The organism is Pacificoceanicola onchidii (assembly GCF_004804335.1).
Taxonomy (GTDB): domain Bacteria; phylum Pseudomonadota; class Alphaproteobacteria; order Rhodobacterales; family Rhodobacteraceae; genus Pacificoceanicola; species Pacificoceanicola onchidii.
This window is the reverse complement of record NZ_SRXY01000011.1, coordinates 44,615-62,343: the sequence shown is the minus strand read 5'-3', so window position 1 is coordinate 62,343 and position 17,729 is coordinate 44,615. Positions and strand designations below refer to the sequence as shown.

At 58.5% G+C, this 17,729-nt stretch carries 16 protein-coding genes; 6 read left to right on the top strand and 10 right to left on the bottom strand.

Annotation, left to right across the window (positions count from 1 at the left end; all coding sequences use genetic code 11):
- Nucleotides 1-6 precede the first annotated feature (6 nt).
- The 9 genes from E4662_RS22520 to E4662_RS22480 all read right to left on the bottom strand — a co-directional run bounded on the left by E4662_RS22520 (nt 7) and on the right by E4662_RS22480 (nt 10,598).
- Nucleotides 7-1,083: a TRAP transporter substrate-binding protein gene (locus E4662_RS22520; protein WP_136443891.1), complete on the bottom strand. Its 1,077-nt coding sequence runs from the start codon at nt 1,081-1,083 to the stop codon at nt 7-9.
- Nucleotides 1,084-1,181: 98 nt separating this feature from the next.
- On the bottom strand, nt 1,182-1,565 hold the full coding sequence (locus E4662_RS22515; RefSeq protein ID WP_136443890.1) for a cupin domain-containing protein: 384 nt from the start codon (nt 1,563-1,565) through the stop codon (nt 1,182-1,184).
- The gene (locus E4662_RS22510; protein ID WP_240705299.1) at nt 1,562-2,047 is read right to left on the bottom strand and encodes a RidA family protein; all 486 of its coding nucleotides are present in this window, start codon (nt 2,045-2,047) and stop codon (nt 1,562-1,564) included. The genes E4662_RS22515 and E4662_RS22510 overlap by 4 nt, the downstream gene beginning before the upstream one ends.
- Nucleotides 2,048-2,358: 311 nt before the next feature.
- Nucleotides 2,359-4,083, bottom strand: a complete 1,725-nt coding sequence (gene lpdA / locus E4662_RS22505; RefSeq protein WP_136443888.1) for a dihydrolipoyl dehydrogenase — start codon at nt 4,081-4,083, stop codon at nt 2,359-2,361.
- A 12-nt stretch (nt 4,084-4,095) separates the two neighbouring features.
- Nucleotides 4,096-5,403, bottom strand: coding sequence for a 2-oxo acid dehydrogenase subunit E2 (locus E4662_RS22500; protein ID WP_136443887.1), 1,308 nt, complete (start codon nt 5,401-5,403; stop codon nt 4,096-4,098).
- Between the two features lie 12 nt (nt 5,404-5,415).
- Complete coding sequence (mdeB, locus tag E4662_RS22495) at nt 5,416-8,097, bottom strand: alpha-ketoglutarate dehydrogenase (protein ID WP_136443886.1); 2,682 nt, start codon at nt 8,095-8,097, stop codon at nt 5,416-5,418.
- Between the two features lie 312 nt (nt 8,098-8,409).
- Nucleotides 8,410-8,874, bottom strand: coding sequence for an Lrp/AsnC family transcriptional regulator (locus E4662_RS22490; RefSeq protein WP_136443885.1), 465 nt, complete (start codon nt 8,872-8,874; stop codon nt 8,410-8,412).
- 86 nt (nt 8,875-8,960) lie between these two features.
- Nucleotides 8,961-9,914 carry an LLM class oxidoreductase gene (locus E4662_RS22485; RefSeq protein WP_136443884.1) on the bottom strand — a complete coding sequence of 318 codons (954 nt, stop codon included), beginning with the start codon at nt 9,912-9,914 and terminating at the stop codon, nt 8,961-8,963.
- A 393-nt stretch (nt 9,915-10,307) separates the two neighbouring features.
- Entirely contained in the window at nt 10,308-10,598 is a 291-nt protein-coding gene (locus E4662_RS22480) for a putative quinol monooxygenase (RefSeq protein WP_136443883.1), read from the bottom strand.
- A 513-nt stretch (nt 10,599-11,111) separates the two neighbouring features.
- Here E4662_RS22480 and E4662_RS22475 point away from each other — a divergent pair.
- The 6 genes from E4662_RS22475 (at nt 11,112) to E4662_RS22450 (ending at nt 16,820) form a co-directional block, all read left to right on the top strand.
- Nucleotides 11,112-11,588 carry a RidA family protein gene (locus E4662_RS22475; protein WP_136443882.1) on the top strand — a complete coding sequence of 159 codons (477 nt, stop codon included), beginning with the start codon at nt 11,112-11,114 and terminating at the stop codon, nt 11,586-11,588.
- Between the two features lie 155 nt (nt 11,589-11,743).
- The gene (locus E4662_RS22470) at nt 11,744-12,835 is read left to right on the top strand and encodes an NADH:flavin oxidoreductase/NADH oxidase (RefSeq protein WP_136443881.1); all 1,092 of its coding nucleotides are present in this window, start codon (nt 11,744-11,746) and stop codon (nt 12,833-12,835) included.
- A 177-nt stretch (nt 12,836-13,012) separates the two neighbouring features.
- Entirely contained in the window at nt 13,013-14,023 is a 1,011-nt protein-coding gene (gene dctP / locus E4662_RS22465; RefSeq protein WP_136443880.1) for a TRAP transporter substrate-binding protein DctP, read from the top strand.
- A gap of 88 nt (nt 14,024-14,111) precedes the next feature.
- Complete coding sequence (locus tag E4662_RS22460) at nt 14,112-14,627, top strand: TRAP transporter small permease (protein ID WP_168798056.1); 516 nt, start codon at nt 14,112-14,114, stop codon at nt 14,625-14,627.
- A 1-nt stretch (nt 14,628) separates the two neighbouring features.
- Nucleotides 14,629-15,933 carry a TRAP transporter large permease gene (locus tag E4662_RS22455; RefSeq protein ID WP_136443878.1) on the top strand — a complete coding sequence of 435 codons (1,305 nt, stop codon included), beginning with the start codon at nt 14,629-14,631 and terminating at the stop codon, nt 15,931-15,933.
- Between the two features lie 71 nt (nt 15,934-16,004).
- On the top strand, nt 16,005-16,820 hold the full coding sequence (locus E4662_RS22450; protein ID WP_168798055.1) for an IclR family transcriptional regulator: 816 nt from the start codon (nt 16,005-16,007) through the stop codon (nt 16,818-16,820).
- A 251-nt stretch (nt 16,821-17,071) separates the two neighbouring features.
- Here the strand turns inward: E4662_RS22450 and E4662_RS22445 are convergent, their stop codons facing one another.
- Entirely contained in the window at nt 17,072-17,446 is a 375-nt protein-coding gene (locus E4662_RS22445) for a cupin domain-containing protein (protein WP_136443876.1), read from the bottom strand.
- Between the last annotated feature and the right edge of the window lie 283 nt (nt 17,447-17,729).

Below are 17,729 nucleotides of genomic sequence, written 5' to 3'. Positions count from 1 at the left end.
GGCGCGTTACCCTTTTTTCAGACCAGCATTGATGTAGTCGGTCACATTGCCCCAGGCGCGTTGCTGATCGCGGAACTCTGTCCAGCTGGCGGCAACTTCCGTGGCCATCTCGCTCTTGGCGGCATGATCCGCCATCACGCGCGGCAGGATTTCCTGCATCTTCGACACGATGTCTTCCGGCCACTGGTGCAACTCGACGCCGTGCTCGTTCACGAGCTGGCTCAGCGCTGCATTGTTGCGCGCATTGAACTCAGCCAATCCAACCGAATACTCCGCGTCCGCCGCGTTCTGGATGATCGCCTGCTCGAGTTCGCTCATGTCATTCCACACATCGAGGTTGATGTAGGAGGACAGCGAGTGACCCATCTCGTGGAAGCCGGGATAGTAATAATGCTTGGCCACACGATGGAAGCCGAACGCCAGATCATTCCAGGGAGCGACCCATTCCAAACCGTCGATCGTGCCGGACTGAAGCGCCGTGAAAAGCTCGCCACCCGGAATGTTTGTCGGAATGGCGCCGAGCTCGGACAGCATCTGGCCGCCGATGCCCGGATAGCGGACTTTCTTGCCCTGAAGATCATCCGCCGAGTTGATTTCTTCTTTGAACCAACCGCCCATCTGCGCGCCGGTGTTCAGGACCGCCAGCGGTTTGACACCGTGTTGCGCGCCCAGCTTGTCCCAAAGTTCCTGACCGCCGCCAAACTTGAGCCAGGTCATGTGCTCATCCGCTGTGAGACCGAACGGCACAACGGCAAAATAGACAAAGGCCGGATCCTTGCCGAGCCAGTAGTAGGACGTATCGTGTGTGATATCGCCTGCACCGGACGCCACGGCGTCCAGCACTTCGAACGGCGAGACGATCTCACCGGCCCCAAACACTTTCACCGAGATGCTGCCGTCCGACAGCGTGTTCACACGTTGTGCGAAGCGGTCTGCGCTGGTGCCGAGGCCCGGAAAGTTCTTCGGCCAGGCCATGAGCATCCGAAGCTCTTTCTTTCCCTGAGCAATGGCCGGTGCGGCCAGCGCGCTTGCGCCCGCCAAACCCAGCCCTGCCGCAAAGCCGCGTCGAGTTACTTTTGTCATAGTAAGGTCCTCCCTAAATCGCCCTGCTTGGGGCACAACTTCTCTGTTCACAGACAACGACGTTGCTGTGGTCTTCCTTGACTGAAGGGGTGGCGGCGTTAGCCCGCTGCTTCCCTTGCGTTGCGCGGTAGTGGTTTGTTCGCCGAGTCCTTGAACTCGACGGTCGTGAAAACGAGATCCGTGTCGCCAGTGTTTTCCAGGCTATGCGTCATGCTCTCACCGGCGGCGAAAGACATGTGCGTCGTGTCCCCGGCGGCGTATTCCACGTCAGCATAGGTCCCGTCGGATTTGTAGTTGCGCGCCTTGCCCGGCCCGTGGATCGTCCAGAAGTAATCCAGCGCATGCGTGTGTCCCTTGAGGCGTTCGCCCGGCCGCGCAAGGATGTGCCAAACCCGGACCCGATCGGTCTCGGAGACAAGCGCGCTTCCGACTTCGCCGATCCCTGTTCTTTCGGCGAACTCTTGTGAAAGGTCCAAACTCATTCCGAGACCTCCGCCCAGAACACAACAAGTGTCGCGCAATCAATCGGCATCGACGGGTTGGAGAAGATCATCCGCGAATGCGCGCCTGCCTCGCCAAAAACCGTGTTGACGAGATGAGACGCCCCGTTCAGCGCGCGCGGCATGTCGAAGAAATCCTTGGTCGCGCAGCCGGTGCCTTCGAGCCGGTGGATTTTCTTGATCCTGGAAAGGTCACCGACGATGGACTTCAGCAGTGCAATCCCGTTCAGCGCCGAAAGCTGGAACGCAGCGTAGCCATCCTCAACGGATAGATTGTCCCCCATGATACCGGTGAACTGCAACTCGCCATTAATCCAGGGCAGCATGCCCGAGGTGTAGATGATGTTGCCGATCTGCGTATGTGTCACATAGTCAGCAACGGCAGATGGCACCGGCGGCAGTTCCAGGCCAAGTTCCGCCAGCCGCTCTTCGGGCGTTGCGCCGCTTACGCTCTTCAGTTCCACGTGATCCTCCCAAACTTTCAATAATAGAAAGTGACTTTTCGTTTCTTGCTCACATGCTAGGCGAAATTGTCGCAGATTTGCAAATATGCTGGGAAAAATTGGACCAGAATGACAAATGCCTGACGCAAGTCGAAAAGTATTTTCTATATTTGAAATCTATGCAGCGCGCCGGGCAATCGAAAATACGCCCGCCTGCCGAATTGCCGGCAAACGGGCGCTGCGTTATGACTGTCGAAAAGGATCGCCGCACCTGCTTTCAGGCCCGACGGATGGGTCATATTCCTGTCTACTGCGTCGCAGGACAGACCCGTTCAAAGATCCGTAATGGTCCCTTCAAAGACCTCCGCCGCAAGGCCCACGGATTCTGAAAGCGTTGGATGCGGATGAACCGTGAGCGCAATGTCTTCGGCGTCCGCGCCCATCTCGATTGCAAGCGCAATCTCAGCGATCAGATCGCCCGCGCCCTGGCCAACAATGCCCGCACCCAGGATCACCTTTGTCTTGGGATCAAAAATCAACTTTGTCAGCCCTTCGTCGCGCCCCATGGACAAAGAGCGGCCAGAGGCCATCCAGGGAAAGACCGCTTTCTTGACCTTGACCCCCTGCGCCTTGGCATCTGTCTCGGTCAGGCCGACCCAGGCGACCTCCGGATCGGAATAGGCAACGGACGGGATGACCGCCGCATCAAAGGCCGCCCTGTGTCCGGCGATCACCTCAGCCGCGACATGGCCTTCATGAACCGCCTTATGCGCCAGCATCGGCTGGCCAACCACATCACCGATTGCAAAGATGTGCGGCATGTTTGTGCGCATCTGCCGATCGACTGCAATGAAGCCGCGCTCATCCACCGCAACGCCCGCCGCATCGGCGGCAACCTTGCCGCCATTCGGGCTCCGGCCTACGGCCACGAGGATCTTGTCATAGGTTTCCTGGCGCGTGTCCGAGCCTTTCTCAAACGTGGCAACCAGCCCATCGTCGGTCGCCTGCACAGCCGTGACGCGGGTTTCCAGCATGATCTCTTTGAACCGCGACGACATCCGCTTCATCAAAGGCGCGACGATATCCTTGTCCGCGCCCGGAATGATCTGCGGCATCATCTCGACAACGGACACCTCTGCGCCAAAGCGCTGATAAACCTGGCCGAGTTCCATGCCAATGATCCCGCCGCCCAGAACGAGCATCCGCGCAGGGATGTCTTCAAGCGCCAAGGCACCGGTGCTGTCGATGACCCTGGGATCATCGGGCAGGAACGGCAGCCTGACCGGCGCGGAGCCAACCGCGATGATTGCATTGGCAAAGGAAACCGTCTGATCACCGTCCTGTGTCGCAACAACAATCTGGTTGGGGCCGGCAAAAGTGCCATAGCCGCGCAGCACCTTGACCTTGCGTCTGCGGGCAAGACCATCGAGGCCGCCGGTCAGCCGCGCGACGACACTGCTCTTCCAGTTCCGCACCTTGTCCAGATCAAATCGCGGCTTGCCGTAGTCGACCCCATGGGTCGACATGTCTTCGGCTTCGTCCATGACTTTGGCCACATGCAAAAGCGCCTTTGACGGAATACAGCCAACGTTCAGGCAGACGCCACCCAAGGTGTCACCGCTGTCGATCAGGATCACGGACTGCCCCAGATCAGCAGCCCGGAACGCGGCGCTGTAGCCACCGGGCCCGCCGCCAATCACCACGGTATCCGCGTGATGATCGCTTTCGGGAACCTCTGCCATGGGTTTCGGGGCAGGGGGGCTGGCCTCTGCGCTCTCGGCCTTGGCGCCGGGCTTCGCAGGCGCGACCGGATCCGCGCCAGCCGCCGCTTCGATCACCATGACGGCAGACCCCCGGCTGACGACATCGCCAACCGATACAAGCAGTTCGGACACCGTCCCGGCCACCGGTGCCGGAATATCCAACGTGGCCTTGTCGCTCTCCAGAAGCAGGATCGGATCATCGACCTCGACCGTATCGCCAACGGCAACGTTGACCTCGATGACCGGCACATCCGAAAAATCGCCAATGTCGGGTATCTCAACTTTGAAAGACATGTTCGGCTCCAGTCAAAGATTAATGCGCCGGAAATCCTGAAGGATCGCCTGAACGGTTTTGAGGAAGCGCGCCGCAGCGACGCCATCGACCACACGGTGATCCCAGCTGAGGCTCATCGGCTGGATCAGTCGGGGCTGGAAAGCCGCGCCGTCCCAGACGGGTTGGATCGACGATCGGACCATGCCCAGAATTGCAACCTCGGGCGCATTGATGATCGGCGTGAAGTTGTCACCGCCAATGCCTCCCAAAGACGAGATGGTGAAGGTCCCGCCCTGCATGTCCGCTGGCTTCAGCTTACCGTCACGCGCCTGCCCGGCAAGGTCCCCCATCTCGGCGGCAATTTCCTTGAGACTCTTCTGATCGGCATTCTTGACCACCGGCACAACGAGACCTTCGGGCGTGTCCGCAGCAACGCCAATGTGGTAGTATTCCTTCATCACCAGTTCATCGCCCTCCAGCGAGCTGTTGAACGTCGGATGCGCTTTCAACGCCGCGACCACCGCCTTCACGACGAAGGCAAGAATGGTCATTTTGGAGCCGTCGCGCGCCTCGGCATTCACCTGCTTTCGAAAGGTTTCGAGATCGGTGATATCGGCGCTTTCAAAATTGGTGACGTGCGGAATGATAACCGAGTTCCGGGCCAGGCTTGGCCCGGAAATCCGCGCGATCCGCGACAGCTTCTTGCGCGACACCGGGCCGAACTTCTCGTAGTCGACCTTGGGCCACGCGGGCAGGGCCAGACCCAACTCGGTTCCGGCGGATGGGGCCGATGCCGCAGGGGCCTGAAGGGCCGATTTGACAAAATCTGCCACGTCCTCGCGGGTGACTCGGCCTTTTATGCCTGTGCCGCTGACAAGGCTCACGTCCACGCCCAACTCCCGCGCAAACTTGCGTATGGAAGGCGAGGCATAGACGCGATGACCCGCTTTTGGTCCCGGCAGAGGCAGGGTGGGCGCCGGCGCAGGTGCAGGTGCAGGTGCGGGATCGGGCTTTGGCGCAGATGCGGAAACAGGCGCGGGTTCCGGTGCTGGATCGCTTTGCGCCGCAGCGGCGGGTTGCGGCTCCGCTGTGGCTTCGCCCGTTCCGGTCAGACGCAGGACCAGATCGCCTTCCGAGACAGTATCACCTTCTGCAACCAGGATCTCGGCCACCGTCCCGCCGTTTGTCGCCGGAACGTCCAAGGTCGCCTTGTCGCTTTCCAAGACCAGAATTGTGTCGTCTTCCGCGATTGCATCGCCCACGGACACCGAAAGCTCAATCACCGGAACGTCTTTGAAATCACCGATGTCGGGGATGTGCAGATCAATTGTGTTTGTCATGGGTCCGCCTTCCTACACGGTCCAGGGCGCAGGCTGACCGGCCTGCATACCGAAGGTTTTCAAGGCCTCTTGCTGCACAGAGGCATCGATCTTGCCATCGCGCACCAAGGCCTCGATCGCGGCCAGCGCAATGTTCTGCCGGTCCACTTCAAAGAAGGCGCGGAGGTTGGCCCGCTGGTCGCTGCGGCCAAATCCGTCGGTGCCCAAGGCCACGAACCTCTGGGGCACATGCTGTGCGATCATCTGAGGAACGGCGCGCACATAATCCGTCGCGGCCACCACAGGCGCTTCCGAGCCAAGCAGTTTTTGCACATGGGACTGGCGCGGAGAGGCTTGCGGATCAAACCGGTTCTGACGTTCCGTTTCCTCCGCGTCGCGAGACAACTCGGAGAAACTGGTGGCACTGAAGATATCAGACGCGATGCCGAAATCGGAGGCGAGGATTTTCGCGGCTTCGATCACTTCAAGAAGGATTGTACCGGATCCAACCAGGTTCACCCGCGTATCAGAGGCCGCGTCTCCCTCACTGTTCAGCTTGTAGAGACCTTTGAGAATGCCCTCTTCGCAGCCATCGGGCAGCGACGGCTGGGCATAGTTCTCGTTCATCACGGTGATGTAATAGAACTCGTCAATCTGCTCTTCCATCATCCGCTTGGTGCCGTGGTCCATGATCACGGCTAGCTCATAGGCAAACGCGGGATCATAGCTGCGGCAGTTGGGGATGGTTGCCGAGATCAGGTGGCTGGTCCCGTCCTGGTGCTGCAACCCTTCGCCCGAAAGCGTGGTCCGCCCGGCTGTCGCACCAAGCAGGAACCCGCGCGCGCGCTGGTCGGCCGCCGCCCAGATGAGATCACCTACCCGTTGGAACCCGAACATCGAATAGTAGATGTAGATCGGCAGCATCGGCATGCCGTGGATCGAATAGGAGGTCGCTGCGGCCACCCACGACGACAAGGCGCCTGCTTCGGTGATGCCTTCTTCAAGAAGCTGACCGGTTGCGGATTCCTTGTAGAACATCATCGACCCGGCATCCTCGGGCTCGTAGAGCTGTCCTTCTGGAGCGTAGATCCCGATTTGGCGGAACAGGTTATCCATGCCAAAGGTGCGCGCCTCATCCGCGACGATCGGCACGATGCGCGGACCAAAGGTCTTGTCCTTGAGCATCCCGCCCATCATCCGCACGGCGGCCATTGTGGTGGACATCTCCTTGCCGTTCGCTTCGAGCGCGAACTTGCCATATTTTGCAAGGTCCGGCGTCTTGGCCACGACCGATTGGGGTGCCTTGGGCACGCGGACGGGCATGTAGCCGCCGAGCGCTTCGCGGCGCTCTTTCATGTAGACCATTTCCTCGCTGTCGGGATCCGGCCTGAAGATACGCATCTTCTCGACATCCTCATCCGACATCGGCAGATCAAAGCGGGAGCGGAACTGATACAGCGCCTCCGTGTCCAGTTTCTTGGCTTGGTGCGCGATCATCCGGGATTCGCCCGCGCCGCCCATGCCAAATCCCTTTTTGGTCTTGGCGAGGATGACCGTCGGGCGTCCTTTGTGCGCTTTTGCAGCCGCGAAGGCCGCGTGCAGTTTGCGGAAGTCGTGACCGCCACGCTTGAGATTGTTGATCTCGGTCTCGGTCATATGTGCCACGAGCGCAGCAGACCCCGGATCTGCATTGAAGAACTTGTCGCGGTTATAATCGCCATCCTTGGCACCAAGGTTCTGATATTGCCCGTCCACGGTTTCAGCGAAACGCCGCAACAGAATGTTGTCCTTGTCCCGGGCAAAGATCTCGTCCCATTCGGAGCCCCAAAGCACCTTGATGACATTCCAGCCTGCGCCGATGAACAGGGACTCCAGTTCCTGGATCACCTGCCCGTTGCCCCGCACCGGACCATCGAGCCGTTGCAGGTTGCAGTTGATGATGAAGGTCAGGTTGTCGAGCCCTTCGCGGGCCGCGAGCGTCAGACCAGCGATGGACTCCGGCTCATCCATTTCACCGTCACCATAGACGCCCCAAACGTGGCGCTCTTGCGTGTCGGCAAGGCCGCGGGCCTGCAAATACCGCATGTAGCGCGCCTGATAGACGGCGTTGAGCGGCCCGATCCCCATCGACCCGGTTGGGAACTGCCAAAACTCCGGCATCAGCCAGGGATGCGGATAGGAACACAACCCGTTCCCGGCAACTTCCTGTCGGTAATTGTCCAACTGTTCGGAGCTCAGACGCCCTTCGAGGTTTGCGCGGGCATAGATCCCAGGCGCGGAGTGCGGCTGGTAGTAGACCAGATCCCCGCCGAAATCCTCGGTCCGGGCGCGGAAGAAGTGGTTGAACCCCATCTCGAAAATCTCTGCCGCTGAGGCATAGCTGGCGATATGACCCCCCAGCCCGCCGTAAGCCTCGTTCGCACGCACAACTGTGGCCAGCGCGTTCCAGCGAATGATGGAGGTCAATCGGTTTTCGATCTCCAGATCGCCGGGATAGGTGCCTTGCTGCTCCACAGGAATGGTGTTGCGATAAGACGAGTACGGCTGCTCCCCGGTCAGGAGGCCTTCAACCCGGGCCCTGTCGTCCAGAGCTTTCAAGATGAACTGGGCGCGTTCGCTGCCGGCGATCGTCTTCGTGCTTGTCAGCGCGTCGACCCATTCCTGCGTCTCGATTGGATCGGTATCAACTTCCGAGATCTGAGATCGATTTTGCATCCGTAACGCGTCCCTTTGGCTTCTTGGTGGTGGCGCATCGGGGCAGAAACCCCGGCGCTTGCCGAACCAGTCGCAGACGAATTCCACGATCAGGCGACGGGAAGATTACCGCCACAGGCAGCGCAAAAGTCGGCAAATCACGGCTGGAAAAGCAGCGGGTGCGCTGACTTTCTGCAAAATTAGCGCAGATGTTGGTGGAGTCCGCCAAGAACGGGCGCAAAGCATTCGTTTTCAGGCTCGGAGGCGCGACCGGTTGTATGAACGATGCAATCCCGCCAAGGGAATCGCTGCTTTTTGGTCAGGAGACACCCGCTAGTAAATGCGCGCGCGCTGATCTTTGACACGCCGAACGGGAATGGAGGACTCGATAGACGAAACCCCTCCAACCTTGGTCAGACGCGACGTGAGAAACCGTTCAAAGTCTGCAAGATCCGCAACGGCAACACGCAGTAGGTAGTCAAACCCGCCGGTCATCAGCCAGCAATCGACAACTTCGGGAAAGGCGGCGATGGCCTTCTCAAAGTTGATCAATTGGTCATCAACCTGCTTGTCGAGCTTGACGGAGACAAAGACGCTCATCCCGTAGCCCATCCGCTGCTCGTCAATTTGCGCGATGTAGCCTTTGATGATACCCTCGGCCTCGAGCCGCTTGATCCGCCGCGCGCAGGGTGACGGGGACAGACCGACCTTTTCGGACAAGTCCTGATGCGACAGACGGCCGTCCCGCTGAAGCTCTCGAATGATTCTTTGATCAATCTCGTCCAACTTTGGCTCCATCTTGCAAGATTCCTCCAATTAGAATGCACAGGGCGCGAGATGTCGGCAACCAAACATGTTCGGCATGGGGGAAAGGATCCACCGCGTTACCTTTGCATGACGGGAAACCGGGGCAGAACATACTCAGCCAACTCGTCCATGACCACACTGACATCACGGGTGGAAAAACGCAGGTTCAGCGTGACATGGTTCACGCCGATGTCCCGGGACGCTTCCAGATGGGCCAGAAGCGCGTTGCGGCCCAGGCGGAATCCGAGATGGATCGGTGCCGGCGGTGCGCCCGGGTCCGCGACAAGATCGATGTAGAGCGATTGGGCAAAAGGCTTCCACGGCTGCCCCGTTTTCGCAAGAGCAGCGTGCCAAGCCGCCAGAACCTGCGTTTGAGCAGGAATAGGCTGCGGATACATCAGCCATCCATCAGCTTTTTCAGCGACCCACTCCAGTGTCTGACGACTGCGCCCAGTGACCAGCATCGGGATGCGCCCAGTCTTGGCCTTTGGGATCAGTTGCAATTGGCCCGACAGGCCTGCCTCCTGCATGGTCCAACCAGGCGGTGCCTGCGTCGCGCTTCTGACAAACTCGAAAGTCGAGGCAAAAACATCCCCGCGCGTTTGATAGTCCACTTCGTAGACCTGGTACTCGACCGGCCGATCCCCTGACGCCGTCCCGAGGATCAGACGCCCGTCGGACAATTGATCAATCGACGCGGCAGCCTTTGCCAGATCGACAGGTCGCCTGAGCGGCAGAATGATTGCGCCGGTCGCCAATGCGATATGCCGAGTTTGCGCCGCAACAAACGCCAACCACGTCCAAGGGTCATAGGTCTGCCCCGCATCCCCAAAGGAAGGGTCCAGAAGCGGGACGTCACGCGTCCAAAGCGCGGCATACCCCGCCGCCTCGGCCTTTTGCGCCAGCGCGACCTGATCGCGCATCTGGGGGACCGGATTCCTTGGGTAAGCTTCGATTGGAAAGTTGAGCCCCAGCGTCAAATGCCCCTCGCGGAACACACGATGGTAGCCTTGCCCGAACAGTTCACTCATCGCGTTCAATATCCCTTGAATAGGGTTGCTGCCGGGTTCCCGCCGAACCCCCTTTCGATACTTCGCCGACCGGGACGTGCGCGGAGTCGCCTGGCCAGGTCATGACTTTCTCCAAATCGCGGGAGTTTTCAATCCGCCCGCGGATTGCTCCGTGGGCGGACAAGGGCTTCGGCTTACTGCTTGTCGGCGGTATTGGTTCCGCGCCGCATCATCGCAAACATCGAAGCAATTGCCGCCAACACGGTGTTTCGGTTGGCCCGGGCTATCATCCCTGCGCCTCTGTTTCTGGCAGTTGTAAAGTCCATCTTCCGCGTCCTTTTAAGCCTCAGATTTCTGCGGCTTGATGTGTTTGAAGTCTGGTGACGGGGGAGATCCCCCGCCGGCCCAACCAGCTCAGGCAATCACGCTCATTTCGTTCAGTGTAAACTCTGCAACGGCGCCTTCCGTGGCTGCCATATAGGCGGCCAGGTGCGGTGCGCTCATGTGGGTCTGCCACAGCTCGCGGCTTTCCCAGTTCTCATAGAACATGAAATGCGCGGGGTTTTCGTTGTCCTGATGCAGATCGTAGTTAATGCAGCCCTCTTCGGCGCGAGTGATCTCGATCAGCTTTTCCAGCTCGGCTTTCACGAGATCAATCTTGTCGGCGTTGGCTTTGATGTTTGCGACAATGGTCAGTTTCGACATTGCTTGGGTCCTTTACGTTGATTGTTGAATTGACCCGAACATACGGCTGCGTCATTTCCGGATAAATGGGCTAGTAACGAAAATATCATCCGCAATTATCGGATAGATGCGTAGGAGCGATCCGCCAGTCATCCGGAAGAGCGGAGCCGGAAGGCTGAATTCAAACTTTCATTAAATGAAAGCGCCAAGGTTCTCCGGCTGACAATTGCCGTGCATCGCCCACCCGATCAGAGGCCTCACTCGACCCTCAGAGACACCCATCAAGACTGATTCGTGGCCTGAAAGTCACCGCCCCGCACGCCAGAAGCAGCATAACCGCATGATTAAATGTATATTTTTCTCATCCCGGCGAAGGCTGGATGATTTCACAAGTGACGCCAACCCCAGACGAGCCCCCGGACATTACCACAATCAGTTTCTTTCAAATAATCAATGATTTACAAATCCCGGTACAAAAACAGTTGTTCGCAAAATATTTTTTTACTAATAGTGAAAGAAATTAGGGAGGACGACATGCTTGACGAAACACTGACCCCAGAACAACGCCTGGAAGCTCTTGGCCTTGAGCTGCCGCCGGTTCCATCTGCAGTGGGCGACTATGAGCCGTGGGTTGAGGCGAACGGGATCATTTACACATCCGGCCAGCTGCCGTGGATCGACGGCGACATGAAATACTCGGGCAAACTTGGCGATGTGTTGACGGCCGAGGACGGCTATCAATCGTTTCGGATCTCCGCCCTGAATGCGATTGCGCAGCTGAAATCCGCCGTTGGCGAGCTAAGCCGGATCAAACGGATCATCCGTCTGGAAGGATCCGTACAGGCGACACCCGAATTCATCGAACAGCCGCAAGCGTTGAACGGTGCATCACATCTGATCAACGAAGTCTTTGGTGCGAAGGGTCGGCATTCGCGCATGATCTTCACCGATCCGGGCATGTGCCTCGATTGCACGACGCTGGTCGTACTGTGGGCTCAGATCGAGCAATAAAGCACCGACCATCTCCCCGGAGGTTTCCGATCTTCCAAAACGTCGATGGGTTTTGGGACTTCGGAAACCGACGGCGAAACTGACAGCACCCCTACGAAACCGCCATTGGCGACGAACGTGCACCTTGCGCGGCGAGAGGGGTGTGGGAGCACATCATGAAACCTCTGCTTTTTGATCCTCTGGAAATGCGCGGACTGACGCTGACCAATCGGATCGTTGTCCCACCCATAACCCAGTACAGCGCCGCGGATGGTGTGGCAGGCGATTGGCACCTGATGCATCTGGGTCAATTTGCGGTGTCTGGCGTGGGGATGGTGTTTTCCGAAAGCACCTATGTCGAACCGAACGCCCGAAACAACCCCGCCTGCCTGGCGCTTTACTCGGATGAGCAGGCCGCCGGGATCAAGCGGGTTATCGACTTCGTACATGCCAATTCCGATGCCAAATTCTGTGTCCAACTGTGCCACGCCGGTCGCAAAGCTGGCCACAAGCCGCTTTGGGAAGGCGCCGCGCCGCTCGACGAGGAAGACCGCTTTCAGACCTATGCGCCATCGGCGGTTCCTCTGAAAGAGGGCTTTCCCGTTCCTGAAGAGATGTCCGTCAGTCGGATCCAGGACGCAATTGCCTTCTTTGTGGCTGCCGCGCGAAGGGCCGATCAAGCCAATGCGGACGCGCTCGAGCTGCACGGCGCACATGGCTATTTGATCCATCAGTTCCTATCCCCGCTGTCCAACCGGCGCACGGATCGCTATGGCGGCTCGCTCCCCAATCGCATGCGCTTTGGGTTGGAGTTGTTCGAAGCTGTTCGCGCCGAATGGCCGGATGACAAACCGATGGGCGTCCGCATCTCCGCCACCGATTGGGTTGACGGCGGATGGGACATCGACGGCTCGATTGCCTTCGCAAAAGAACTGGATCGGCTTGGATGTGATCACATCCATGTATCAAGCGGCGGCAACAGCCCTTTGCAGAAAATTCCGGCGGGTCCCGGTTACCAAACCGGGTTCGCGGCCGCGATCCGCGAGAACGTTACTGCCAAAGTCATAACAGTCGGCCACATCGCCAACGGGCACCAGGCCGAAACCATTCTGCGCCTCGGAGCGGCGGATGTCATCGCCGTTGCACGCCGCCATCTGCACGATCCGCGATGGACATGGCGCGCTGCCGAAGAGTTGGGCGCCGAATTGACGTACCCGAAACAATACGAGCGGGCGCATCCGAGCATTCTGCGCCGCCCGCCACCATGACGGTGCCATCACCAGAATTCCAGCGCGACACGGCATTCCACAGAGGAGGAAGGAGAGAGGGAATTCCCGCGCCAAACCACTGAACCCAAACAATAAACCATACGAGAGCCCAGGTGTTTGACCGACGAGGAGGAGGAAGAACACTGGCCCCAATCATCGCAGAAAAGGAGATCCAAAATGATCTCGATGAAGAAAGCCTTTGCCGCACTGGCCGTGGCAGCAACCACCACAGCGGGCGCTGCAACTGCAGCCGACTACAACCTGACGTTCCATGCCGCCTTTGGTGAAGCTGGCCTGAATGAATCCGCCCGCGTCTGGATGGACGAAGTGGAAGAGCGCACTGACGGACGCGTCAAGTTCACGCGCCTGTTCGGCGGTGCGCTTGGCAAATTTTCCGGTCAGCCGACCGGCCTGAAGGCGCGCTCGTTTGACGTGGGGCAGGTCTCATCGGTCTACAATCCGGGACTGTATCCGCGGGCGACACTCGGAATCCTGCCATTCCTGTCGGACGATGTTCTTGAGCACAACAAGATCATGCACGACTTCTACAGCTCGGATGATTTCAAGCAGGAGTTCGACGCTCTGAACCAGAAGTTCATGTTCAATGGAACATGGATCTGGATGCAGATGATGTCCTACGACGAGGTCAAGACGATTGAAGACCTTGGCGAGATCAAAATCCGGGCGCACGGCGGGTCGGCTGACGCGCTGACCGCCGCGGGCATCACGTCCTATGCGATCCCCTTCGGCGAGCTTCCTGCCGCAGCTGAAAAGAAAGTGGTCGAGGCGGTCACCATGGGCGGCCCGTCGGACATGGTTGATTTCGGCTTCGGCGACATCTTCCCCTACTGGTACGAGGGGCTGGACTGGTACTACATGCCGATGACCCTGGTCATCAACAAAGATGCATGGGCCGAACTTCCCGAAGATATCCAGAAAATCATCGAAGACCTGAACGCCGAAATGGTCGAGCGCTCGATGGAACTGATGCTGGCCCAACAGGAAGCCGCAGCGCAAACGCTGACCGGTGAACTGGGTGTCAAAAGCGTCAGCTTCAACGACGTCGACAAGCTGGTTGCCGCCGGTGAAGCCTCCTGGGCGACCTGGGTCGAAGGCATGAAGGAATCCGGTGTCGACGGTCAGGCTTTGCTCGATGCCTACAAGGCCATGGCGGACGAGCAGGGCTAACACCCGCCCATTGCCAAGACGGCCTGCTCCTCGGGGCAGGCCGTTACCCATTCTCCGGAGTGGTGTTTCGACAAAGGAGGACACTGCGATGTTCAAACTTCAAAAACAGCTGGAAAACACGCTCAGCTATGTTTCCGCCGCCGCCGTGGCCTTCATGATGGTCATCACCGTTGCCGACGTCCTGGTTCGTTACCTGACGCCATGGAATGTTCCCGGCTCCTATTCATTCGTAAGCCTTGCCTTTGTGTTCGTGATCTATCTCGGCCTAGCTCTGGCACAGAGGGAAAACGCGCATATCGCGATCGAGGCGCTCTACGACAAATTGCCCCGCCCCATGCGCAAGGCGATGCAAGGGACGCAACTGGCCGTTCTCTTTGCATTTACCGCCGCGCTCACATGGTTCACCGGCGTCTCTGCGTGGGAGAACTACACCATGGGCGACACAATCCTTGGGGCCATCGCTGTCCTGACCTGGCCTGCGCGGATCATGATCCCGATTGGCCTGTTTTTTCTCGCGGCGCGTTTTCTGAAGCAGCTTGGCCAACTGGTTTTCCAGGACTCGCTGATCGAAGACCGCCACGAAGCTCTACACGAGGAAGTTTGAGATGGATCCGACTATTCCAATTCTGGTTGTCGCTGGCGCCGGTGTGCTGCTGGCCCTGCGTGTGCCTGTCGGGTTCACCCTGCTGCTCGCCGGGGCCGTAGGATTTGCCGCGACGCGCGGGATGGAGTCTGCGTTCAAGACGCTTGGCGCGCGCCTGTTTGACATCGGTTCGGGCTACTCGCTGAGTGCGGTGCCGCTGTTTTTGCTGATGGGCCACATGGCAATCGCCTCCGGGGTGACGGACGATATGTTCCGTGCTGCAAGGGCTCTGGTCGGCCACATTCGCGGCAGCCTTGTGCTTGCCACCACAATGGCGGCTGTCGGCTTTGCGGCCTGTTCCGGTTCAACCACGTCGACCACCGCGATCTTCGGCAAGGTCGCTCTGCCCGAAATGATGAAGGCTAACATCGATCGTCGCCTTGCAGCAGGGTGTATCGCCACTGTCGGGACGCTGGCCGGGATGATCCCGCCCAGCGTGGTGCTGATCGTGTTTGGCATCATTGCACAGGAATCCATTCCAAGGCTGTTTATCGCCGGGATCATTCCGGGCCTTCTGACCGCGCTGGCGTTCGGCATCATGATTTACATTCGTGTGCTGCGGAAACCGGAGCTGGCCCCGCCGCTCCCCCCGGCCACCAAGCCCGAAAAGATCTCTGCGATCAAGAACATCTGGGCGGCTGTTTTGCTGGCCTTTGTTGTGATCGGCGGGATTTATGCGGGCGTCTTCACCCCGACCGAAGCCGGCGCAATGGGCGCGGCCGGAGCGTTCCTGATCGCGCTGTTCCGCCGTCGATTGACCCTCAAGATCCTCGGAAACGTGTTCTTGGAAACCGCAAAAACCACTTCTGTGATCTTCATCATCATGGTTGGCGCTCTCGTGTTCACCTCGTTCCTCGCCGTCAGCGGTACGTCTTCGGCCATCACCGAAACCATCGTGGGCATGGATGTGCACCCGCATATGCTGATGATCATGTATCTTATCCTGATGCTGATCCTCGGGCTGTTCATCGATCCGATCTCGGTGATGTTCCTGACCGTACCGATCTTTCTGCCCGCCCTTACAAAGCTCGGGTTCGATGCGATCTGGATCGGTGTATTGGTGACCAAGGCGCTGGAGATCGGGCTGATCACACCACCGGTCGGTCTGAACGCCTTCGTGCTGAAAAGCGTGGCGCCAAATTTCACATTCGGAGAGATCTACAAAGGCATCTGGTGGTTCCTGCAGGTCGAGATCATTGTGCTGGCCTTGATATTTGCCTTCCCGATCCTGTCGTTGTTCCTGCCAAACTTGATGTACGGCGGCTGAATGAGCAAACGGGCGGGCCGAAAGCGGCCCGCCGTGTTGGCAGCCTATGCAATTCTTAGTATGCAATGGTCATGAAAAAACAGGCTTCCAAATCGCTTCCTGCACAGTCTCTTGCCCGTGGGCTCGAGGTATTCGAGTTCGTTGCATTCAGTCGCAGAGCGATCCGGCTAAAAGACGTGGCCGAAGCCTTTGACCTGGATATGGCGAGCACACATCGCATTCTGAAAACGCTTGAAGAGTTGGGCTACATTTCACGGCTCGCAGTCGGCAAGGCGTACGGTCCGGGCGACAAGATCCGCGAAATAGCGCAAAGCTTTTCAACCACTGACCGGATGATTGAACAATTGCGACCAGTTGTCGTGGATCTTGCCGAAGCCACGGGCCAAATCGCCCATATTGCGCTTTTGCGGGAAAGGCATGCGATGCTTGCGGAGGTGGCCCTGAGCAAAGAGGCGAAGGTGTCGATCCGGCAAGCTCCGGGCGATCAGGATGAGCTGTATTGCAGCGCCGTCGGGAAATCCTTGCTGGCTTTCCTGCCGAAGTTCGAAAAGAACGCCCTGTTGCGCTCGATTCAATTCGAGCAGCTGACCGAGAATACGATAACAAGTATGGCCGCGCTCAAACGCGAGTTGGATACGGTGCTGGAGTCTGGCATCGCCTTTGACGACAGGGAAAACGAGAGCGAGATTGCCTGTATAGGTGCGCCCATCCTCGATGCCGACGGATACGCGGTTGCCTCGCTTGGTGTCTCGGCTCTGGCTGGCTTTCTTTCCGGATCCATCCGCGACGAAACAGAAATCATCGAAAAGGTAAGGCTCGCCGGACAAACCGCATCGGAGATGATCCAGAAGGCCGATGCGAAAGGGCCGGACCTCTCCGAAGGGTAGCCCGTTCGGGCGCGCGCTCCTGCTTTCGCAAAATGCGAAACGCTTTAATGGAGGAGCGCGATATGGCTTTCACTGAAGCCACAAAGGCCATCGCCGCTGGGGGAAGGGCCGGGAATCGTCGTTGCCGCAAGCCAACAGGCTTCGGGCTCCATTTCATCAGTATTGTTGAGGTAAGCGGGCCTGTCGTAGCAAGTGTCAGAACATGCACACGACAGAACCGCCTGGAACGCCGGCGACCTGGACCGCCAGAGTTATGCCTTGAACTCGACCGTGACGAACGACAGCGTTGTGTCGCCGATGTTCTCCAGGTCGTGCACGAAGAAATCGCCATCGTTCAGCTCAAAATGCTTGGTGTCACCAGCCTTGTAGTCGGCGTCCCGGACCGCACCGTCATGATAGTGCGAGCGCGATTTCCCTTCGCCAAGGATCGTCCAGAAATAGGTTTCCTGATGCCGGTGAAACGGCGCGCGCTGACCAGGCTCAAGCGACAGATGCCAGATGCGCAGGGTGTCCGTTTCCGACACGATCCGAGATCCGACATTACGGTTGTTCCAGTTGGCGACGATTTCCTGACGGCGATCTTCAGGCCAATCCGCATAAAGCTCAGCGTTGGGTTGATCAAGCATTTCTCTCTCCTATTGTTCATTTGATCATTACGTGAACCACATAACTAAGCCAAAATCAAGTTATCCAAGCTGGATTCAGAGCGTGTGATCCTTTTTATTGTTCGATAGAGTACTTTCGGTTGATCCTGAAAACCCAGACGCGCCAACTCAGACCGCTTTAAGGTTTGGCGCGTAAAGAAAGCGAGAGAAGGCAGGGCGAAGACACCCGCAGCTTCGAGACGACGCTTTGCAAGGAAGTATGGAACAAAAAGGGGCGGCGCGATTGTGCGCCGCCCAGTGAAGT